Below are 20,267 nucleotides of genomic sequence, written 5' to 3'. Positions count from 1 at the left end.
CCAAGGAGAGCTTTCTGCCATGAACAGCCGCCCCCTGACCCTGGCCATCGTCGGCGCCGGCCCCCGAGGCCTGTCCGTCCTGGAGCGGACCCTCGCCGGCGCCCGCACCCTGGTCACCCGCCCGCTGACCGTGCACGTCATCGACCCCTTCCCGCCCGGCGCGGGCGCCGTGTGGCGCACCGACCAGCCCGCCCACCTGCTGATGAACACCGTCGCCTCCCAGGTGACCGTCTTCACCGACGCCTCGGTGCGCATGAAGGGGCCGCTGGTGCCCGGCCCGAGCCTGTACCAGTGGGCGCGCTCCCTGCCGCGCTCGCGCAACCCCCACCCGGCCTGGGTGCTGGACCAAGCCCGCACCCTGCGCCCCGACGCCTACCCCACCCGCGCCTTCTACGGCCACTACCTGCGCTGGGCGTTCGCCCACATCGTCTCCCGCGCCCCCGCCCACATACGCGTGCGCACCCACGCCACCCGCGCCACCGCCCTGGAGAACGGCGGAGGGCACCCGCACGGCCCGCAGACCCTGCGCCTGGCCGACGGCACCGTCCTGAGCGGCCTGGACGCGGTGGTCCTCGCCCAGGGCCACACCCCGGTGCACCCCACCGCCGCCGAGAGCGGCCTGGCCGCCTTTGCCGATCGCCACCAGCTGCGCTACATCGCCCCCGCCAACCCCGCCGACCTGGATCTGTCCGCCATCGCCCCGGGCGAGACGGTCCTGCTGCGCGGCCTGGGCCTGAACTTCTTCGACCACATGGCCCTGTTCACCCTCGGCCGCGGCGGCACCTTCCACCGCCGCCAGCACCGCCTGGTCTACCGGCCCTCGGGCCGCGAACCGCACCTGGTGGCCGGCTCCCGGCGCGGCGTGCCCTACCACGCGCGCGGCGAGAACGAGAAGGGCGCCTTCGGCCGCCACACCCCCAGGCTGCTGACCGCCGAGCGCATCGTCCGCCTGCAGCGGCAGCAACCCCTGGACTTCGCCGCCCAGCTGTGGCCGCTGATCGCCACCGAGGTGGAGGCCGTCTACTACCGCACCCTGCTGGCCGCCGGCGGCCGCCCGCGCGCGGGCCACGACCTGGCCGAGCGCTATCTGGCCGCCCCCTCCCCCCAGGCCCGCGCCTCCCTGCTGGACGCCCACCACGTGGCCGCCGACCAGCGCTGGGACTGGGAGCAGATCGCCAAGCCCTACAAGGAGACCTCCTTCACCGGCCCCGGCGACTTCACCGCCTGGCTCCTTGAGCATCTGCGGCGCGACCTGGACCAGGCCCGCCAGGGCAACCTCAGCGGGCCCGTCAAGGCCGCCCTGGACGTCCTGCGCGACTTACGCAACGAGATCCGCCAGGTCGTCGACCACAGCGGGCTGAGCGCCGACTCCCACCGCGAGGACCTCGAACGCTGGTACACCCCGCTCAACGCCTACCTGTCCATCGGCCCGCCCGCCTCGCGCATCGAGGAGATGGCCGCGCTGATCGAGGCCGGCGTGCTGGACGTGATCGGCCCCGAGGTGGACATCCGCCCAGCGAAGGGCCCTCACGGGCCCGTCTTCGCGGCCACCTCCGCGGCCGTGCCCGGCCCGCCGGTGACCGCGCGCACCCTCATCGAGGCCCGGCTGCCCGACGGCGACCTGCACCGCACCGCCGACCCGCTCCTTCGCCACCTGCTGGCCAGCGGGCAGGGGCGCCTGCACACCCTGCCCGGCCCGCACGGCGGCTACGAGACCGGCGGCCTGGCCGTCACCGCCCGCCCCTACCACCTCATCGACGCCGCGGGCCGCGCCCACCCGCGCCGCTTCGCCTACGGCGTGCCGACCGAGGCGGTGCACTGGGCGACCGCGGCGGGCATCCGCCCGGGGGTGGACTCCGTCATCCTGGGCGACGCCGACGCCATCGCCCGCAGCCTGCTGGCGCTGCCCGCGCACAGCACACCCCCCGGCTACGGTGCCGCGCTCACCGGGCGCGCCCTGCGCCCGGCCGCCGAGAGCGCCTCGCCCCTGATGGCCGCCGCCACCGGCCGCGAGTAGCCGCGTGCCCGCTCCCGCCCCCGCACTTGTCTACACTGCGCTGCCGCCCGGTGCCGCGCCCGCGCCACCGGGCGGCCGGCACAGGAAGAGGTACTGATGGCCCAGACACCCCCGCCAGCGTGCACCCCGGCGCACCTGGCCGCCCAGGCCACCCGCCTGGCGGCCGCCATGGACGCCGTCACCGACGCCGAAGCCGCCCAGCGGGGCCTGACCCGCGCCGACTTCGAGGTCCTGGCCGCCCTGCGCGGCGCCGGCGCGGCGCTCGGCTACCGGCTGCGGCCCGGTGAACTCGCCGAGCGCTGCCACCTGTCCTCCGGCGGCACCAGCAACATCATCCGCAGGATGGCCGAGTCCGGCTATGTGGTCCGCGAGGCCGACCTGCACGACGGGCGCGGCTCGTGGGCGCAGCTGACCGAGGAGGGACGCCGGGTGGTGGACGCGGTGCGCCGGGCCGCGGACGCCGTCTACGACGAGCTGCTGCGGCCGCTGCCCGGCGGCGCGGTGGACGCCCTGTCCGGGCTGATCTCCCTGGTGGCCGCCGCCCTGGAGCAGGCCCCTGCCCCGCGGCCGGGCGCGGGGGCGCTGGCCACCGGGCGGGCCCGCAGGATCGTGCGGGCCCCGCGGCCCGCCCCCAAACGCTGAAACCCCCCTCTTCCGGGCCGCGTAGGGGGGGCGGCCCGCACGGAAGGGCGAAGAGGGGGGAAGCAAGAAGGAAGCCGGGCGCGTGAGCGGCGGGGCGTACCGGTGTGGTGCCCGGCTTCCTGCCCTCCATGGTGGCCTGCTCCCGCGGCGGGCCACAAAGGCCGCGGCGCGACTTCGGCACCTGCCCCGCACCGGCCGGGGGCTGCCCCAAAGGGCGGGCCGGGCAGCGGACTTGGCCAAGTGGGGCGCGGGAGGGTCACGGCGGGAGGGCCGGGCGGAGGGCTGGGCGTTGAGCCCGGTGATGCGCGGCCATGTGGCACCCCCGAGGGGGGCCGGGCCGCCGCTCCGGGCCCGCCCGGCTATTCCTCTTCCCGCACCGCCTAGGAGGCACTGGATGAACACCAGCGTGACGCGCCCCGACGCCCATATCGGGGCGCTGCTGCGGCACTTCGGAGATCTTCGCGATGGCACCCACGGCGACGGAGCCGTCTCGCGCGCGGCCAAGGAGGAGCTGTTCGAGCGGGCCGTCGCGCTGCTGGACCCCTACGCCCGCCAGGTCCTTGAGGAGTTCAACACCCATCTGCTCAACAGCTCGGGCCAGGTGCGCGTGAGCGGCTGCACCCGGGCCAGCAACGGCGGTCTGGCCGCCACCTGGGCGCTGACCTGGCCCCAGCAGCGCAGTGAGGGCATCGACCCGGTCAGTCTGGTGGCGCACTACGGCCAGGGGTTCCACCACCCGCACCTGCGCGGCGCCACCGTCGCGGAGTGGCCGCTGAACGTCTTCAGCGACGCGCAGGCCGCCGCCGAGGTGCCCACCTTGCGCGCGATCGCCACCGCCGACCTGCACAACCTGGTCTTCCAGCGCGACTTCCGCATCGTGCCCGCCATCACCGACCCGCACCGCTCCCCCGCGGGCGCCGCATCCCAGGAGGCCTGATGCTGCGCCTGTCGGTACTGGACCAGTCCCCCATCGGCGAGGGCCAGTCGGCCGCCGAGGCCCTGCGCGCCTCCGCCGACCTCGCCCAGCACGTGGACACCCTGGGCTACACCCGCTACTGGGTGGCCGAACACCACAACTCCCCCGGCTTCGCCGGCACCGCCCCCGAAATCCTGGCCGGACAGCTCCTGGCCGCCACCCGCCACCTGCGCGTGGGCACCGGCGGCGTACTGCTGCCCCGCTATAGGGCGGCGAAGGTCGCCGAGGTCTTCAACGTGCTGGCCGCCCTGCACCCGGGCCGGGTCGACCTCGGGGTGGGGCGCGCGGGCGGCCCCGCCGACCGCTTCCCCGCCCAGGTCGAAGAGGTGCGCCTGCACCTGGGCCTCATCCCGGGGCGGCGCCCTGAGAGCGACCAGAGCGCGCCGGTGCCCCCGCAGCTGTGGCTGCTGGGCGCGGGCACCAACTCCGCCCGCCACGCCGGGCAGCTGGGCGCCTCCTTCGCCTACGCCTACTTCCTGACCCACAAGCCGGGCGGGCCGGTCCTCGACGCCTACCGCGCCGCCCTCCAAAGCGCCGGACAGGCGCCCCGGCGCGGCGTGGTGGCCGTGCGCGCGGTGACCGCGGACACCGCGGCCAAGGCCGAGGAGCTCGCCCAGAGCGTGCTGCTGTGGCGCAGCCGCAAGGACCTGGGCCAGGACCTGCCCCTGCCCTCGCCCGCCAGCGTGCGCGCCCACCGGTGGAGTTCGCTGGAGACGGAACGGGCCGCGGTGCTGCGCCGCACCCTGGTGGCGGGCACCCCCGAGCAGGTCCACGCCCGCCTGAGCGCGCTGGCCGCCGACCACGGCACCGACGAGCTGCTGGTGAACACCCTGACCGCCGACCCCGCCGACCGGGTGCGCTCCTACCAGCTGCTCGCCCAGGCCTTCCAGCTGACGGCCCCTTCGCCCGACGCCGTGCCCGTCTAGGGACGGCGCCTGGCGTGCAGGCAGAAGCGGGAGAGCCCCCTCCGGGCTCTCCCGCTTCTGCTGTGCATGGAAGCGGGGCGGCCGTTGGGATAACGGCCGCCCCGGGGGGTCTGGGTCCTCCTGTCTGCTGTTGTGGCCTGTCCTGCGGTGGATGCGTCTGGTCCGGCGTGCGGCTATCGCGTGCTCCTTTCGCCGGGGGCGGTCATCTGCCTCCTCCTTGTCTTCTTCGGTTGTTCTGCGCTGGTTGGGGATCGGGGACGGTCGGGGCCGAAGGGACGGGGGTCAGGGGTCGAAGGGACAGGGACGGGGTCGGGGTCGGGGTCGCAGGCGGTCGGGGGGGCGGGGGTTACTGGGCGTCGATCTCGTTGCGGTAGACCATGAGCTTGGCGTCCTTGGCCACGTAGTAGTTCTGCACCGAGTAGGCGATGGTGGCGAAGTCCAGGCGGCCGTCGCCGTTGAAGTCGGCGGTGGCGATGCGGGCCACGGACTCGTCGGAGACCCGCCACTTGGCCCAGACGCCGTTCTTCAGGTCGATGGCCTTGTAGTACATGACGCCCTGCCAGGGCCACGGGCCGCGCAGGGCGACCAGGAACTCGTCCTCGCCGTCGCCGTCGAAGTCGGCGGTGACGATCTGGTGGCCGGGGCCCTCGCCGTTCTCGTTCGGGTCGCCGTAGACGTCCAGCAGGACGCGGTTCCACTCGACGTCCTCGGGCCGGCCGTCGGTGGCCTTGGTGTAGACGGCGACGGTGTTGCCGTGGAAGGGCTCGACGGCGGCGACGTAGCCCATGGCGTCCTCGCCCATGCGGCCGACGTTCAGGTCGCCGCTGCCGCGGAAGCCGGTCTGCTCGAACTGGGTCAGTTCGCCGGTGCCTATGAGCTTGCGGACCCACTCCTTCTTGTTCTCGTCGTAGAACATCCAGGTGACGCCCTCGTCGGAGGCCAGCAGGAGGGACTCGCGGTCCGAGCCGGGGATGAGGCCCTGCTTCTTCTCCGCGCCGTGGATCATCCGGTAGTGGCAGTCGTCGATGACCGTCATCGGCCACTCCTGGGCCGTCTGCACGTCGTCGGGCTGGGTGAACATCACCACCGGCAGGACGGCGTGGACGTCTTCCTTGGCGACGATGGGCAGGCCGATGATCTCCAGGCGCTCGGTCTGGGTGAAGTAGCCCGCCCGCAGGCGGTGCATGCCGGTGGCGCGGCCCACGTAGTGCCTCTTCCAGCGGGACTCGTCCTTGTCGGGGCTGCCGGGGTTCTCCAGCCAGTCGATCTTGCCGCCCTCGGTGTTGGCGTCCTGGATGGTGCCGATGGGGCCGTAGAGGTCGTAGCAGAGGATGATGTCGGGGCGGCCGTTGCCGTTGACGTCGGCGTAGTCGGCGCCGACCGGCATCTTGATCTTGTCGGCGACCAGGCGGCGGGTCCACTTCTCGTCGTTCTGGTACCAGTAGATCTCGCCCAGGCGCAGGCCGTAGCCGAACAGGTCGGGCTTGTTGTCGCTGTTGAGGTCCGGGGCCTCCAGCCAGTAGCCGTCGCGCAGCTGGTCGGCGACGAGTTCGGCGGTGAACTTCGGGGCGCGGAAGGCGGACAGGGCGTTGGCGGTCATGGCGGTTCTCCTTGGGGTCTCGTGGGGCGCGGCGGCCGGATGGGGAGGGGTGCGGGGGCGGGGGTCAGGGGGTGAGGCGGTGGTATTCGACGGCGAGCCAGACGCAGTCGGTGTCGGCGTAGTACTGGTGCCAGGGGTAGTGGTAGGAGCCGTCGGGGCCGATGGTGCAGAAGGGGTCGGGGGTGGTGTAGCCGGGGCTCATGCGCAGGTCTTCGTAGAGGCGGGCGGGGTCGGGGGCGGTGAACTTCTGCATGCGGCCCAGGCCGTGGACTTGGGTGTGGACTTCGATGAAGTCGTGGCGGTTGTGGATGTGGCAGTCGGTGCCGGCCGGGGCGAACCAGAGGTTGGCCTTGATCTGGAAGTCCTGGGCGCGGGCGGGGGCGGGGGTCTGTCCCAGCAGGTGGGCGGGGTCGAAGCGGGTGGTGCCCGCGTCGTCCTGGGGGCTTTTGAACAGAGGGGTGGTGCGGGGGAAGGCGGCCTCCTCGGGGAGCAGGTCGGCCAGGTGCCGCCAGCCCGGTTCGCCGGTGATGGCGGCGATGGAGGCGTCGAGGTCGGTGCGCAGCAGGATGAGGGTGTCGGCCTCCTGGATGCGGGTGTCGCGCAGGATGGTGGAGGACAGGGGCGGTATGCCCTTGCGGGGGTGCTCGCTGAGGGTGATCGGGCGGGGCTGGGGGTTGACGACGAGGGCGGTGCCGTTGACGGCGTAGTCGCGGGCGTGGGTGACGAGGGTGGCCTTGACGTGCGGCCCGGAGAAGTTGAGCTCGGTGGCGGTGTTGGTCTGCTGGCGGGTGGGGGTGGTCATGGGGGGTGCCTCCTGCCGGGTCGTGGGTGCGGGCCGGGTGGGGTGCGCGCTCAGGCGCGGGCGAAGGTGGCGGTGCGGGCCAGTTCCGCGGACAGCTCGTCGATGGCGACGGCCGGGGTGAACTGGTCGGGGGCGGGGCTGTCGCCGAAGTAGTGGGCGATGGCGTCCACGGTGCGCTCGGTGGCGCGGCCGTCGCCGTAGGGGTTGGTGGCGTTCGCCATGCGGTCGTAGGCGCTGGGGTCGCGCAGGAGTTCGCAGGCGGCCTTCACGATGCCGGGCGTCTTGGTGCCGACCAGGCGGGCGGTGCCGGCGACGACGGCCTCGGAGCGCTCGGTGACGCTGCCGAGCACCAGGGTCGGCTTGCCAAGGGCGGGGCCTTCCTCCTGGGCGCCGCTGCTGTCGGAGACGATGAGGTCGGCGCGGCGCATCAGCTTGCTGAAGCACAGGTAGGACAGCGGGTCGACGATCGTGATGTTGGGGTGGTTGCCGATGCGGGGCAGCAGCGCGTCGCGCACGACGGGGTTGCGGTGCAGCGGGATGACCACGCGGACGTCGGGCTCGTCGGCGATGGAGGCGAAGGCCTCGGCGATCTGCGGCAGGTCCGGCCAGGCCTCGCGGCGGTGGGCGGAGGCCAGGACCACGCGGCGGTTGTCGCTGTCGAGGTCCTCGATGGCGTCCGAACCGTAGTCCTCGGCGCGGTCGCTGGCCCAGCGCAGGGCGTCGATGACGGTGTTGCCGGTGACGACGATGGTGTCGTCGGCGATGCCCTCGCGCAGCAGGTTGGCGCGGTTGCCGGGGGTGGGGGCCAGGTGCAGGGCGGAGACCTGGGCGACCAGGCGGCGGTTGCCCTCCTCGGGGAAGGGGGAGTTGAGGTGGCCGCTGCGCAGGCCGGCCTCGACGTGGATGACGGGGATCTGGTGGTGGAAGCCGGACAGGGCGCCGGCCAGGGTGGTGGCGGTGTCGCCGTGCACGAGGACGGCCTCGGCCCGCAGGTCCTTGAAGACCTCGCCCAGGCCCTGCAGGGCGCGGGAGGTCACCTGGGACAGGGTCTGGCGCGGCGCCATGATCTCCAGGTCGATGTCGGGCTTGAGGCCGAAGGCGTCCAGGGTCTCGTCGAGCATCTGGCGGTGCTGGCCGGTGGAGATGACGGTCGGGGCGAAGCGCGGGTCGTCCTTCAGGGCGCGGATGACGGGGGCGAACTTGATGGCTTCGGGGCGGGTACCAAGGACAACGGCTACGGAACGCATGGCTTTTCTTCCTTTTCTGTGTCAAGGGGGAGGGAGAGGAACGCTCATGAAGGGCTTTACGGAAGGCGCGGCACCGGATGTCGGGGTGCTCTTCGCGCCGGGCTCAGAGGGCCGTCCCGGGTGAATTGCGGGCGGCGCTTGCGGTGTTTCCCGCCGTGGGGATTCCTTCCGGTTTCCCTGCTGGCACTAGATATCTTTCCTGTGAGCTAGTTCCGCGTCAATTGAGCTTTCTCCCGCCGGTTGCACAGGAGTTGGACACCCGCGCCCCTTTCCGTGTGGAAAGGGGCGCGGACATGCGAAAACCCCCGTGCCCGCAAAGCGGGCACGGGGGTTTCCCGGGCTGGGGCGGCGCGGCGGTGCGCGCGGGCGTCTCAGGCGCGGACGATGGCCAGCACCTCGTCGCGGACGCGGGCCATCACGTGCTGCTCGCGGGCCTCGACGTTCAGGCGCAGCACCGGTTCGGTGTTGGAGGCGCGCACGTTGAACCACCAGTCGGCGCCGCTGACGGTGAGCCCGTCGAGTTCGTCCACGCTCACGCCCGGGCGTGAGCGGTAGGCGGCGCGCAGGGCCGCCAGGCGGCCTTGCTGGTCGGTGACGGTGGAGTTGAGCTCGCCGGAGCCCGCATAGCGGTCGTAGGCGGCCACCAGGCCCGACAGGGGCCCCTGCTGGCCGCCGAGGGCGGCCAGGACGTGCAGGGCGGCCAGCATGCCGGTGTCGGCGTTCCAGAAGTCGCGGAAGTAGTAGTGCGCGGAGTGCTCGCCGCCGAAGATCGCGCCGGTGGCGGCCATTTCCTGCTTGATGAAGGAGTGGCCCACGCGGGTGCGCACCGGGGTGCCGCCGTTCTCGCGTACGACTTCGGGGACGGTCCAGGAGGTGATCAGGTTGTGGATGACGGTGCCGGAGCCGCCGTTGCGGGCCAGTTCGCGGGCGGCGACCAGGGCGGTGATCGCCGACGGGGAGACCGGCTCGCCCCTCTCGTCGACGACGAAGCAGCGGTCGGCGTCGCCGTCGAAGGCGATGCCGATGTCGGCGCCCTCGGCGCGCACGCGCTGCTGGAGGTCGACGATGTTCGCCGGGTCCAGCGGGTTGGCCTCGTGGTTGGGGAAGGTGCCGTCCAGCTCGAAGTACATCGGTACCAGCGTCAGGGGCAGGCCCTCGAAGACGGTGGGCACGGTGTGGCCGCCCATGCCGTTGCCCGCGTCCACGACCACCTTCAGCGGGCGGATCCCGGTCAGGTCGACCAGGGACCGCAAGTGGGCCGCGTAGTCGTCCAGGGTCTCGCGGCGGGTGAGCGCGCCCGCCGCCGTCAGCGAGGGCGGCGCGCCCTGGGCCAGCCAGCGCTCCACCAGGGCGCGGATGTCGGCCAGGCCGGTGTCCTGGCCGACCGGGGCGGCGCCCGCGCGGCACATCTTGATGCCGTTGTACTGCGCCGGGTTGTGCGAGGCGGTGAACATCGCCCCCGGCAGGTCCAACGCGCCGGAGGCGTAGTACAGCTGGTCGGTGGAGCACAGGCCGATCTGGGTGACCGCGCAGCCGCCCAGGGCCGCGCCCTGGGAGAAGGCCAGGGCCAGGGCGGGCGAGGTGGGCCGCATGTCGTGCCCGACGACGATCGCGGCCGCGCCCGTCACCCGGGCGAAGGCGGCGCCGAAGAGCTCGGCCAGCGAGGCGTCCCACTGCTCGGGGACGATCCCGCGGATGTCGTAGGCCTTGACCAGGCCCGACAGATCGGCGCCGCCGGACGCGGCGGCGCGGGCGGCGACGGAGGTGGCGGCAGTGGTGGCGCACTGGTGCGCGGTGTGGTCCGAGGTGAGGGACACGGGGGTGCCTCCGGTGCGAGGGGAACGGGACAGGAAAGGAGGTGACGGTGCGCTGTGCGGCGGGGCCGGGGGCAGCACGAGGCCGGGCGCGCTCCGCGAGGGGTGCGGCGGCGCGCCCGGCGGCGGGTGGCCCCGCCCCCCTTGGGGCGAGGGGGCGGGGGCGGTGCGGTCCTTCAGCGGTCTTGTGGAAGTGGGGTGCGGTTCGCCAGCGCCCCGGAGGGGCGCGGGGAACTGCGCGACCAGCCACGACGGACCCGCAGGCGAGCGACGGCCCATCGCGGCCATTCCAGCGAAGCGCTCAGCGGCGGGGCAGTTCCACCGACAGGGAGTGGCGGAAGACGTCGGCGGGGTCGTAGCGCTTCTTGACCTGCTGCAGCCGCGGGTAGTTGTCCTTGTAGTAGAGCCGCTGCCAGGGCACGCCGGAGGTGTTGCGCTTGGGGTCGGCCACGTCCCGGTCGGGGTAGTTGATGTAGCAGCCGTCGGTGCGCTCGTCCAGGACGGGCACTCCCCCGGTCCTGGCGAAGAAGTCCTCGTAGAGTTCGCGCACCCAGCCCAGGTAGAAGTCGTCGTCCTTCTTGTCGGCCCAGAAGGTCTGGAAGCACATCTTGAACGCGGAGCTGCGCTGGGCGTTGGCGGTGGCGTCCGGGGCCAGGGCGTTGACCTGGCCGCCGAAGGAGAACAGCACCAGCATGGTGTCGGGGTTGTGGAAGTCGGCGCGGGTCATGTGCTTGTACAGAGCGGCGACCTGGTGGTCGGTGAAGTTCTTGCGCATGTAGCCGGACTTGTGGGCGCCGCGCGAGGTGGGGTTGGTGATGGTGGGGTTGTCGGTGCCGACCAGGCGGGTGGCCTGCAGCCAGGGCATGCGCCGGGGGGTGTGCAGGCCGGGCATGGCGGGCAGTTCGCCGTTGCCCCGGGCCAGGGGCCCCGGGCGCAGGCCGGTGCCGGCCAGGACCGCGTCCAGGAAAGAGCGCAGCAGTCCTTCGGCGCCCTCGGCGCCCGCGTCGACCTGGGTGAACATGCCCAGGCTGCCGTGGGCCCTGGCGCTGACGTTGAACAGGCTGCTCAGGTGCCGGTAGGGCGAGGCGGGGGCGCTGTGCTCCTCGTGCCAGGCGCCCCAGTTCTTCAGCAGCCGGGTGAAGCGGGCCTCGGTCAGCTGCTCCCAGGGCAGGTCGATGGCGCTGACCAGGACGGTGGAGGGCGGCTTGATCAGCTGGTCGCCCGGGTCGGTGCCGTGGGCCTGGGGTGAGCGGAAGTAGAAGCGGGTGATGAGGCCGAAGTTGCCGCCGCCGCCCCCGGTGTGGGCCCACCACAGCTCCCGGTTCGGGTCGTCCTTCTCCCGGGTGGCCAGCACGGTGCGGGCCTTGCCGTGGGCGTCGACGACGACGACCTCGACCGCGTACAGGTGGTCGGAGACCAGGCCGTGGGCGCGCGAGAGCAGGCCGTAGCCGCCGCCGCTGACGTGTCCGCCGGCGCCGACGCTGTAGCAGATGCCGCCGGGCACGGCCACGCCCCAGCCCTTGTAGAGGGTTTCGTAGACATTGAGCAGGCGGGCGCCGGGCTCGACGGTGAAGGCCCGCATCCGCTCGTCGTAGCCGACGGCCGTCATCGCGGAGAAGTCCAGGATGACCTGGGTGTCGGGGTGGGCGGCGAAGTCGGCGAAGCAGTGGCCGCCGCTGCGTACCGAGATCCGCTTGCCGTCCTTGACGGCCTTCTCCAGGGCCGCTTCGGCGTCGGCCGCCGAGGTGATCATTTTGATGTAGTCGGGTCGGGCCACGAACCGCTGGTTGTTGCCGGTGGTCAGCAGCGGGTAGCGGGGGTCGTCGGGGCCGATGAGGGCCCCGGCGGCCCGCGGGGTGCGGGCGGCCGGGGCCGCGGCGGCGGGGGTGCTCAGCAGGGCGGGGGCACCGGCTGCGGCGACCGCGGCCCCCGCGACCGCGGCGCCGCGCCCTATGAGCGTGCGGCGATCGACTTCGTTCATCGTCAGCTACCTCGTCTTTCAACAGCTCGTCACGGGCCCCGCGCCAGGAGGGGCGGGGCCCGGGAGCGGACCGGCCCGGCGGATGCCGGGCCGGAGTACGTCACCCGAAGCGGGCGGCGGATCAAAGGGGGGTGGAAGGGGGGCGGCAAAAGGGGGGGTGGTCAGGCGGGGGCCTGGGCGGGGGCGGTGCCGGTCTCCTGCGCGGTAAGGTCACCGGCCTGCGCGGCGGGCTCGCCGCCGGTGGGCCGGTGGTGGTCGCGGCGGTCCAGGCGCACCGAGTACGCGGCCACCGCCAGGGCGCCGCCGGCCAAAAGCGCGCCGATCCAGTTCGGCGCGGTGTAGCCCAGGTCGTGGTCGATGGCGAAGCCGCCCAGCCAGGCGCCCACGGCGTTGCCCAGGTTGAAGGCGGCGATGTTGGCCGCCGAGGCCAGCGCGGGGGCGCCGTCGGCCTTCTGCAGGACCCGCATCTGCAGCGCGGGCACGGTGGCGAAGCCCGCGGCGCCGAACAGGCCCAGGGTGATGGCCGCGGGCACCTGCGCGTGCGCGGTGAACACGAAGATCACCAGGACGGCGCTGAGGGCGGCGAGCGCGATCGACAGGGTGCGCATCAGGGCGCGGTCGGCCAGGCGGCCGCCGAGCACGTTGCCCGCGCACAGGCCGACGCCGAAGATGACCAGGAGCCAGCTGACCGCGCCGTCGGAGAACCCGGCGACCTTGGTCATCATCGGGGCGATGTAGGTGAAGGAGGCGAAGACCGCGCCGAAGCCGAGCGCGGTGACCGCCAGGGCCAGCCACACCTGGCCGCGGCGGAAGACGGCGATCTCGCTGCGCAGCCCGCCGGAGTCCTCGCGCGGCTGGGGCGGCACCAGGGCCAGGATGCCGAGCAGGCCCACCACGCCCAGGCCGGTGACCACCCAGAAGGTGGAGCGCCAGCCGAAGTGCTGGCCCAGGAAGGTGCCCATCGGCACGCCCAGGACGTTGGCGACGGTCAGGCCGATGAACATCAGGGAGATCGCGCGGGCCTTGCGTTCGGGCGCGACCAGGTTGGCGGCGACCACCGAGCCGATGCCGAAGAACGCGCCGTGGGTCAACGCCGCCACCAGACGGCCCGTCATCAACAGGGCGTAGCTGCCGGCGATGGCGCACAGCAGGTTGCCCAGGATGAACACGGCCATCAGCACGGCCAGCATGGTCTTGCGCGGCAGCCGGGTCCCGGCGGCGGTCATCAGCGGGGCCCCGACGACCACACCGAGCGCGTAGCCGGTCACCAGCAGGCCGGCGGAGGGGATCGAGACGCTGAGGTCGTCGGCGACCTCCTCCAGCAGGCCCACGATCACGAACTCCGTGGTGCCGATGCCGAAGGCGCCTAAAGCCAGCGCCAAAAGGGCGATGGGCATCTTCTAACTCTCCTTGTCGTGGTGGTGCAAGGTGGGGGTGCGCACACCGCGTCCCGGGTGGTCCTCGAGCAGGGCCCGCAGGCGTCTGCGGCCGCGGTGCAGCCGGGAGTTGACGGTGCCGCAGGGGATGCCGACGGCCGCGGCGATCTCCCCGTAGCGCAGGCCCTCGACGTCGGCGAGGTAGACCACGATCCGCAGCGCGGCGGGCAGGGAGCGCATCGCCTGGCTGACCGCCGCATCGGGGATGCGGTCGACGACCTGGGCCTCCACCGAGGCGAGCCCGGCGGAGGTGTGGGAGGCGGCGCCCGCCTGCTGCCAGTCCTCGATGTCGGGCACCGGCGCGAAGTGCGGCCTGCTCTTCTGGCGCCGGTAGGAGGTGAGGAAGGCGTTGGTCAAGATGCGCGACAGCCAGGCCCCCAGGCTCGTGCCGGGGCGGAACTGGTGAAAGCCCCGGTAGGCGCGGGTGTACGTCTCCTGCACCAGGTCCTCGGCATCGGCCCGGTTGCGGGTCAGGCGCAGCGCGTAGGCGTACAGGCGGGCCCGGTGGGCCAGCGCGTCGCGTTCGAAGCGGGCCGTGCGCTGCTCGGCGGTCTCCGCCCCCAACGCCGCGGGACCAGACCCAGGACCGGGCCCGGGGCTGGGGCTGGGGCTGGGCGGGGCCTTCGCCGCCCGCACCGCATACCAAGGGCCCGGCGGCCCCGCGGGGCGGCTCGGGCTGGGCAGGGTGCTGGTGCCGCTGCGGGCCGCGGCGGACGCGGGCTGCGGTTCCATGGGGCGTGTCCTTCGGTACGGGGGCAAAGGGGCGACTGCGGGAAGAAGGGGAGGGGGCGGTGCGTCCCCGGCGGGGGAGACTCAGGACGCACCGCCGCTGTGGGGTCCCCCGCGGCGGGCCGCGGCGCGCACGGCCCCGCCGTGTCCGCTCCCCCGCGCCCGGGGGGGGTGGTTGCGGGAAGGGGGGGAGGGCGGGCGGGGGGCCGCTACTGGGGGCGGCCGTGCTCGATGGTGTCGGCGACGTGCTGCCAGGCTCGGGCGCATTCGGCGGCGGCGGCCGCGACCATGCCCGCCCGGTAGGACGGCACACAGGCGGTGATGCGTCTGAACTGGGCGGGCAGATGCATCTCCAGCAGGCGCAGCAGCAGCCGTCCCGTCTCGCTCTGGCGCAGCGAGGGGTCCTTGCACAGGCTGGTGAAGACCCGCTCCAGGCCCGGGCCCTGGCCCGGCGCGGGGCGGGCGGGCGGCGGGGGCGGGTTGCGTTCGCGCCCGCCGGGCGGTGGGGCGAGCTGGCCGGGGGCGGCTTCGGGTGCGGGGGGTTCGGGGGGGCGCAGGGCCGGGGGCAGGGGGTCCTCGCCGCGCTCCAGGCGGGCGCGCACATCGCGCACGGTGCCCGGGGAGACGCCCGCGCGGCGCGCGATGTGGCGCAGCGAGGCCTGCGGTTCGGCGCTGAGGAGGCGGCTGGCCGCCCGGCGTCCGGCCACCGGGTCCACGGGGCGGAACTTGCCGTCCTGGCCCACCCGCGCCGGGGGGGCCGCTTCGGGCGGCATGCCGCGCCGGCGCAGGGCGGCGACCGTTTTGGGATCCAGGCCCGCGACCGCGGCGATGGCCCGGTCCGACCACTGGGCGTGGGTGATGATGATGCGGGCGGCGGCCGCGGCGCGTTCGGCCAGGGTCAGCGGCATGCCGTGGGCGATGTTGCGCTCCACGGCGACGACGAAGGCGTCTTCGGCGCTGCCGTCGAAGTAGGTGACCTCCACCAGGTCGCGCTGCTGCATCAGCGCCGCGCGCAGCCGGTGCATGCCGTCGATGACCCGCATCGTCTCGCGGTGCACCAGGATCGGCGGCAGCACCGCGCCGCAGGCGCCCAGGGTCCGCGCGTGCTGGAGGTTCTCCCCGATGCGCGGTGAGTCGGCCGGGCGCAGGATGCCGATGGGCACCTGGTGCACGGCACCGTCCAGGGCCGCCTCGACACCGGGGGCCGCCTGGCCGGGCAGCTCCGGCGCCTCCAGCAGGTTTGACCGGTGGCCGAAGCCGGGGTGTTCTGCGGGGTTGACGCCCATGCTCGGTGCACCTCCTCCACAAAAAAGGGGGGTCGAAACCGGTGTCGGCGGTGCGCGCGGCGGCCCGCCGCCGGCGCGGGGGGTGGCCCCGCACCAGCACCCCCTGACCGTACATAGCTGTCGTTCGGTTTTTCTGCCGCCTGCGGGCGGCGCGGCGCGATATGGGCAAGTCCCGGCGCCGGGGCGGGGCCGGGGTGTGCAACCGGGGAGTTTCCGCGGTTGCACACCCCGGGCGGGGCGGCCCCCGGGTGCGGGCCGGGGGCCCGGCCTGGCGCGGGGGTCAGGCCGCGGAGGCCAGCGAGTGCTGGGCGACGAAGTCGCGCAGCCAGGCGCGGAATTCCGGGCCCAGGTCCTCGCGCTCCCAGGCCAGGCGCACGGTGGCGCGCAGGTAGTCCGCGCGGTCGCCGGTGTCGTAGCGCCGGCCGCGGAAGACCACGCCGTGCACGGGACCGGCCGATGCGGTCGCGGCCAGGGTGCGCAGGGCGTCGGTGAGCTGGATCTCGCCGCCGCGGCCGGGGTCGGTGGCGCGCAGGGCGGGGAAGATCTCCGGGGCCAGGACGTAGCGGCCGATGACCGCGTAGTTGCTGGGGGCGGTGCCCGGCTCCGGCTTTTCCACCAGGTCGGCGATGGCCACCACGTCGCCGCGGGCGCCGGGGCGCAGGCGGGCGCAGCCGTACAGGTGGGTCTGGGCGGGGTCGACCTCCATCAGGGCCACCACGCTGCCGCCGTGCTGGGCCTGGACCTGGGCCATCTGGGCGAGCAGCGGGTCGCGCGGGTCGATGAGGTCATCGCCGAGCAGCACCGCGAAGGGCTCGGCGCCCACGTGCCGGGCCGCGCACAGCACGGCGTGGCCCAGGCCGCGCGGGTCGCCCTGGCGGATGTAGTGGATGTCGGCGAGGTCTGTGGGGGCGCTGACCCGTTGCAGGCGGTCGGCGTCGCCCTTGCGGCGCAGGGTCTCCTCCAGCTCGTGATTGCGGTCGAAATGGTCTTCCAGCGGCCGCTTGTTGCGCCCGGTCACCATGAGGATGTCGGACATTCCTGCGGACACCGCTTCCTCGATGACGTATTGGATAGCGGGTTTGTCCACGACCGGAAGCATTTCCTTGGGCGTGGCCTTGGTCGCCGGGAGGAATCGGGTGCCCAGGCCCGCGACGGGAACAACTGCCTTGGTAATACCGACAGACGCGACATTCATGGGATTCACGCTAGGGGCGCCTTACCGGGCGTGGAAGCAAGAGGGGGCGCGGGGCGGCGACTTCGGCAATTGCGCGGGCGCTGTTGTGGTGGGTGTTCTGTCGGCCCGTCTAGACTGCGCTGCTGACGGGGCAGGCCGGCGGGCGGCACGAGTGCGGGAGCGGGGACGACGTGAGGGCGGAGACGGCCGGGCGGCGCGGCGGGCAGCAGGTGCCCTCCCTGGAGCTGGCGCAGCTCGCGGCGCGGCTGTGTGCCGCGCTGGATGCCACCACCAACAGCAGGGTGGCCCAGCACGGGCTGACCCGGGCGGACTACGACGTGCTGGCCGCGCTGCGCGGGGCGGGCGGTGAGCTGCGGCTCAAGCCCACCGAGCTGGCGGTGCGCTGCCGGCTCTCCTCGGGCGGCACCAGCAATGTGCTGCGCCGGATGTCGGAGTCGGGCTATGTGGTGCGCGAGGCCGACCTGGCCGATGGGCGCAGCGCCTGGGCCCAGCTGACCGAGGAGGGCCTGCTGATCACCTCGCGGATCCAGGACGGGGTCGCGGCCGTGCAGGAGCGCCGTCTGGCGCTGCTGCCGCCGGGCGCGGTGGACGCGCTGTCGGCGCTGCTCGCCCAGGCCGCCGAGGTCCTCGAAGCCCCCGAATAGCAACAGGGCCCCGGGGGGACGGTCAGGCCGCCACGCGGCTGCGGGCGTGCAGGGTGGAGACCGCGCGCAGCAGGCGGGCGGCGTCGGGGACGCCCTCGGTGCGCCAGGAGCCGATGACCAGGGTCGGCACGGTGTGGATGCGGTGGGTGCGCCGGGCCTCCTCCTGGGTGGCGCGGTGGTGTTCGGCCGCCTCCGCCGAGGCGGTCCAGGAGGTGAACCGCCAGGGGTCCAGGCCGCTCTCGCCGGCCAGGGCGGCCAGGGTGTCCAGGTCGGCGATGTCCTGGTCGTGGTGGAAGTAGGCGTCGAAGACGGCCGTGTCGTAGGCGGGTCCGGCGCCGTGGCGCCAGGCGAAGGTGTGCCCGTGCATGGCCAGGTCGGTGCGCGGCAGCGGCCGGGAGGGGGCGGTGGTGAAGGGCACGCCGAGCCGGTGGGCCATGGGCACCACGGAGTTCTCCCAGACGCCTTGGGGATAGTCCTTCTTGCCGCCGGCCGGTATGCCCCCGGGGTGCAGTTCGTAGGGGCGCCAGCGCACGGCGTGGTCCTGGGCGAGGCCGGTATCGGCGATCACTTTGCCCGTCATGACGGAGAAGGGGCACAGATAGTCGAACCAGACGTCGATGGTGAGGGACATCAGGACTCCTTACACAAAAAGCAAAAGCAGGAGGGGCGTCCCGGTTCTCCGGGCGGCGCCGCGGGCCGCGGTGCCGCCCCGGAAAGGGCCGGTGCCGGGTGCCGCGGCCCGCGGCCCGGCGCCAAGGTCAGGAGAAGGTGGCGGGTGCCGCGGGGCGGGGCGACGGACGTGCGGTGTGGCGGGAGGCTGTTGTCGCACAAAGGGGGGGTGGGATATGGGGGGCGGGGGTGGTTTCAGGCGGGGCCGGGGGCGGCCCCGGCCGGGGCGGGGGGCTGGCAGATGACGACGTCGTCGAGGACGGCGATGAGAGGCGGCACCGGGCCCGCCGCCCCGGCTGCGGTGAGGCCGGTGAGGTCGGTGAGGGGGTGGATGGCGATGGCCAGGCGGCAGGTACCGGTGGCGCCGTCGGCGTGGTGGGTGCGCAGGCCCAGGAGCAGGCCCAGTCCCTGCCCGGCGGGCCGGGGGCCGGGCGCGGCCAGGGCGAGCTCTTCGATGCTCACGCGCTCCACCACCCGCCCGCCCCCGCCCGGGCCTGCCCGCCCGGGTGTGCGGGCGGGGAGCCAGGCGGCCAGGGCGCGTTCCAGGCGGTCGAAGGGGATGGCCAGGGCGGTGCAGGTCACCGGGGTGCTCCGTGGCGGCACACGCAGAACCAGTAGAAGCTGTGGCCGGTCAGGCTCAGCTGGTAGGGGCGCGGGCCGATCGGGGGGAAGGTGGTCTGGCCGGTGACCTCCACCGGGACGACGCCGTTGTAGGCGCGCAGGTCGAGTTCGACCGGCTGGGGGTGGCGCGAGAGGTTGTTGACGCACAGCATCTCGGTGGGGTGGCCGTCCTCGTCGAAGTGGCGGCGCACATAGGCGAGCACGGCGGCGTTGGAGGTGGGGATCTCCTCGAAGTCGCCCAGGCCGAAGGCCTTGTGGTGGCGGCGCCGGGCGGCCAGCATGCGGCGTGTCCAGCGCAGCAGGGAGGCGCGGTTGTCGCGCTGGCTCTCCACGTTGACGGCCGGGTAGCCGTAGACGGGGCCCAGGTTGGTGGGCAGGGTCAGGCTGGCCGGGTCGCCCTCGGAGAATCCGGCGTTGCGGTCGGGCGTCCACTGCATGGGGGTGCGCACCGCGTCGCGGTCGCCGAGCCAGATGTTGTCGCCCATGCCGATCTCGTCGCCGTAGTAGAGGATCGGCGAGCCGGGCAGGGACAGCAGCAGCGCGGTGAACAGCTCGATCTGGTCGCGGTCGTTCTCCAGCAGCGGCGCCAGGCGCCGGCGGATGCCGATGTTGGCGCGCATCCGCGGGTCCTTGGCGTACTCCGCGTACATGTAGTCGCGTTCCTCGTCGGTGACCGTCTCCAGGGTCAGCTCGTCGTGGTTGCGCAGGAACAGGCCCCACTGGCAGGCGGCGGGGAGTTTGGGGGTCTTGGCGAGGATCTCCGAGACGGGGAACTTCGATTCCTTGCGCACGGCCATGAACAGGCGCGGCATGAGCGGGAAGTGGAAGGCCATGTGGCATTCGTCGCCGCCGCGTTCGTAGTCGCCGAAGTAGTCCACGACGTCCTCGGGCCACTGGTTGGCCTCGGCCAGCAGGATGCGGCCGGGGTAGTGGGTGTCGATGACCTCGCGTATCCGTTTGAGGAAGGCGTGGGTTTCGGGCAGGTTCTCGCAGTTGGTGCCCTCGGCCGCGAACAGGTAGGGCACGGCGTCCAGGCGGAAGCCGTCGATGCCCAGGTCGAGCCAGAACCTGAGGGCGGCGATGATCTCGTCCTGGACGGCCGGGTTGTCGAAGTTCAAATCGGGCTGGTGGGAGAAGAAGCGGTGCCAGTAGTACTGCTTGCGCACCGGGTCGAAGGTCCAGTTGGAGGTTTCGGTGTCGACGAAGATGATGCGGGCGTCGGGGTACTTCTCGTCGTCGTCGGCCCACACGTAGTAGTCGCCGTAGGGGCCCGTCGGGTCGGCGCGTGAGGCCTTGAACCAGGCGTGCTGGTCGCTGGTGTGGTTCATCACGAAGTCGGTGATGATGCGCAGGCCGCGCGCGTGGGCGGCCTTGAGCAGGGCGCGGAAGTCCTCCAGGGTGCCGAACTCGGGCTGCACCGCGCGGTAGTCGGAGACGTCGTAGCCGCCGTCGCGCAGCGGGGACTTGAAGAACGGCGGCAGCCACAGGCAGTCCACGCCCAGCCACTGCAGATAGTCCAGCTGGGAGGTGAGTCCCTTCAGGTCGCCGACGCCGTCGCCGTCGCTGTCCTTGAAGGAGCGGACCAGCACCTCGTAGAAGACGGCCCGCTTGTACCAGTCGGGGGTGTCGGTCACCGCTTTGGTGGACGGGGTGACGGGCACGGGCGCGCGCCGGGCGGTGGT

General features: G+C 73.3%; 17 protein-coding genes. 5 read left to right on the top strand and 12 right to left on the bottom strand.

The features are described from left to right. Positions 1–19: 19 nt before the first annotated feature. From ACIG3E_RS22960 to ACIG3E_RS22945, 4 genes are all read left to right on the top strand, one after another. Positions 20–2,017: an FAD/NAD(P)-binding protein gene (locus ACIG3E_RS22960; protein WP_399619393.1), complete on the top strand. Its 1,998-nt coding sequence runs from the start codon at positions 20–22 to the stop codon at positions 2,015–2,017. Between the two features lie 96 nt (positions 2,018–2,113). After that, entirely contained in the window at positions 2,114–2,659 is a 546-nt protein-coding gene (locus ACIG3E_RS22955; protein WP_399619391.1) for a MarR family winged helix-turn-helix transcriptional regulator, read from the top strand. 394 nt (positions 2,660–3,053) lie between these two features. After that, entirely contained in the window at positions 3,054–3,596 is a 543-nt protein-coding gene (locus ACIG3E_RS22950) for a hypothetical protein (protein WP_399619389.1), read from the top strand. Then, positions 3,596–4,561: an MsnO8 family LLM class oxidoreductase gene (locus ACIG3E_RS22945; RefSeq protein ID WP_399619386.1), complete on the top strand. Its 966-nt coding sequence runs from the start codon at positions 3,596–3,598 to the stop codon at positions 4,559–4,561. The genes ACIG3E_RS22950 and ACIG3E_RS22945 overlap by 1 nt, the downstream gene beginning before the upstream one ends. 346 nt (positions 4,562–4,907) lie before the next feature. On the opposite strand, the gene ACIG3E_RS22940 is transcribed toward ACIG3E_RS22945, so the two are convergent. The 9 genes from ACIG3E_RS22940 to galU all read right to left on the bottom strand — a co-directional run bounded on the left by ACIG3E_RS22940 (position 4,908) and on the right by galU (position 16,651). Continuing rightward, on the bottom strand, positions 4,908–6,161 hold the full coding sequence (locus tag ACIG3E_RS22940; protein ID WP_399619383.1) for an FG-GAP repeat domain-containing protein: 1,254 nt from the start codon (positions 6,159–6,161) through the stop codon (positions 4,908–4,910). 64 nt (positions 6,162–6,225) lie between these two features. Then, positions 6,226–6,963 carry a hypothetical protein gene (locus ACIG3E_RS22935; protein ID WP_399619380.1) on the bottom strand — a complete coding sequence of 246 codons (738 nt, stop codon included), beginning with the start codon at positions 6,961–6,963 and terminating at the stop codon, positions 6,226–6,228. A 50-nt stretch (positions 6,964–7,013) separates the two neighbouring features. Continuing rightward, the gene (gene wecB / locus ACIG3E_RS22930; RefSeq protein ID WP_399619378.1) at positions 7,014–8,210 is read right to left on the bottom strand and encodes a non-hydrolyzing UDP-N-acetylglucosamine 2-epimerase; all 1,197 of its coding nucleotides are present in this window, start codon (positions 8,208–8,210) and stop codon (positions 7,014–7,016) included. A gap of 371 nt (positions 8,211–8,581) precedes the next feature. Next, on the bottom strand, positions 8,582–9,934 hold the full coding sequence (locus tag ACIG3E_RS22925) for a phosphomannomutase/phosphoglucomutase (RefSeq protein WP_399619860.1): 1,353 nt from the start codon (positions 9,932–9,934) through the stop codon (positions 8,582–8,584). Positions 9,935–10,325: 391 nt separating this feature from the next. Next, the gene (locus tag ACIG3E_RS22920) at positions 10,326–12,005 is read right to left on the bottom strand and encodes an FAD-dependent oxidoreductase (protein ID WP_399619375.1); all 1,680 of its coding nucleotides are present in this window, start codon (positions 12,003–12,005) and stop codon (positions 10,326–10,328) included. Between the two features lie 161 nt (positions 12,006–12,166). Continuing rightward, complete coding sequence (locus ACIG3E_RS22915) at positions 12,167–13,402, bottom strand: MFS transporter (RefSeq protein WP_399619373.1); 1,236 nt, start codon at positions 13,400–13,402, stop codon at positions 12,167–12,169. 3 nt (positions 13,403–13,405) lie between these two features. Beyond that, complete coding sequence (locus tag ACIG3E_RS22910) at positions 13,406–14,173, bottom strand: sigma-70 family RNA polymerase sigma factor (protein ID WP_399619370.1); 768 nt, start codon at positions 14,171–14,173, stop codon at positions 13,406–13,408. A 206-nt stretch (positions 14,174–14,379) separates the two neighbouring features. Next, entirely contained in the window at positions 14,380–15,456 is a 1,077-nt protein-coding gene (locus ACIG3E_RS22905) for a streptomycin biosynthesis regulator (RefSeq protein WP_399619367.1), read from the bottom strand. A gap of 280 nt (positions 15,457–15,736) precedes the next feature. Next, a complete protein-coding gene (gene galU, locus ACIG3E_RS22900) occupies positions 15,737–16,651 on the bottom strand; it encodes a UTP--glucose-1-phosphate uridylyltransferase GalU (RefSeq protein ID WP_399619364.1) in 915 nt (304 codons plus the stop codon). 170 nt (positions 16,652–16,821) lie between these two features. Between galU and ACIG3E_RS22895 the strand changes: the two genes are divergently transcribed. Next, positions 16,822–17,295: a MarR family winged helix-turn-helix transcriptional regulator gene (locus ACIG3E_RS22895; protein ID WP_399619362.1), complete on the top strand. Its 474-nt coding sequence runs from the start codon at positions 16,822–16,824 to the stop codon at positions 17,293–17,295. Between the two features lie 22 nt (positions 17,296–17,317). Here ACIG3E_RS22895 and ACIG3E_RS22890 read toward each other — a convergent pair whose 3' ends face one another. The 3 genes from ACIG3E_RS22890 to treS form a co-directional block, all read right to left on the bottom strand. After that, positions 17,318–17,926 carry a DsbA family protein gene (locus tag ACIG3E_RS22890; protein WP_399619360.1) on the bottom strand — a complete coding sequence of 203 codons (609 nt, stop codon included), beginning with the start codon at positions 17,924–17,926 and terminating at the stop codon, positions 17,318–17,320. 233 nt (positions 17,927–18,159) lie between these two features. Next, complete coding sequence (locus ACIG3E_RS22885; RefSeq protein WP_399619358.1) at positions 18,160–18,546, bottom strand: hypothetical protein; 387 nt, start codon at positions 18,544–18,546, stop codon at positions 18,160–18,162. Next, positions 18,543–20,246, bottom strand: coding sequence for a maltose alpha-D-glucosyltransferase (gene treS, locus ACIG3E_RS22880; RefSeq protein ID WP_399619857.1), 1,704 nt, complete (start codon positions 20,244–20,246; stop codon positions 18,543–18,545). The genes ACIG3E_RS22885 and treS overlap by 4 nt, the downstream gene beginning before the upstream one ends. Positions 20,247–20,267 lie beyond the last annotated feature (21 nt).

The sequence above is a fragment of the Streptomyces sp. NPDC053474 genome (genome assembly GCF_044544845.1).
Taxonomy (GTDB): domain Bacteria; phylum Actinomycetota; class Actinomycetes; order Streptomycetales; family Streptomycetaceae; genus Streptomyces.
Note: the sequence above shows the minus strand (reverse complement) of the source record. Positions and strands in the feature narration are given on the sequence as shown.

Coding starts and splice junctions, on each gene's coding strand:
- ACIG3E_RS22960 (WP_399619393.1), top strand. CDS start 20: ATGAACAGCCGCCCCCTGACCCTGGCCATCGTCGGCGCCGGCCCCCGA.
- ACIG3E_RS22955 (WP_399619391.1), top strand. CDS start 2,114: ATGGCCCAGACACCCCCGCCAGCGTGCACCCCGGCGCACCTGGCCGCC.
- ACIG3E_RS22950 (WP_399619389.1), top strand. CDS start 3,054: ATGAACACCAGCGTGACGCGCCCCGACGCCCATATCGGGGCGCTGCTG.
- ACIG3E_RS22945 (WP_399619386.1), top strand. CDS start 3,596: ATGCTGCGCCTGTCGGTACTGGACCAGTCCCCCATCGGCGAGGGCCAG.
- ACIG3E_RS22940 (WP_399619383.1), bottom strand. CDS start 6,161: ATGACCGCCAACGCCCTGTCCGCCTTCCGCGCCCCGAAGTTCACCGCC.
- ACIG3E_RS22935 (WP_399619380.1), bottom strand. CDS start 6,963: ATGACCACCCCCACCCGCCAGCAGACCAACACCGCCACCGAGCTCAAC.
- wecB (WP_399619378.1), bottom strand. CDS start 8,210: ATGCGTTCCGTAGCCGTTGTCCTTGGTACCCGCCCCGAAGCCATCAAG.
- ACIG3E_RS22920 (WP_399619375.1), bottom strand. CDS start 12,005: ATGAACGAAGTCGATCGCCGCACGCTCATAGGGCGCGGCGCCGCGGTC.
- ACIG3E_RS22915 (WP_399619373.1), bottom strand. CDS start 13,402: ATGCCCATCGCCCTTTTGGCGCTGGCTTTAGGCGCCTTCGGCATCGGC.
- ACIG3E_RS22910 (WP_399619370.1), bottom strand. CDS start 14,173: ATGGAACCGCAGCCCGCGTCCGCCGCGGCCCGCAGCGGCACCAGCACC.
- ACIG3E_RS22905 (WP_399619367.1), bottom strand. CDS start 15,456: ATGGGCGTCAACCCCGCAGAACACCCCGGCTTCGGCCACCGGTCAAAC.
- galU (WP_399619364.1), bottom strand. CDS start 16,651: ATGAATGTCGCGTCTGTCGGTATTACCAAGGCAGTTGTTCCCGTCGCG.
- ACIG3E_RS22890 (WP_399619360.1), bottom strand. CDS start 17,926: ATGTCCCTCACCATCGACGTCTGGTTCGACTATCTGTGCCCCTTCTCC.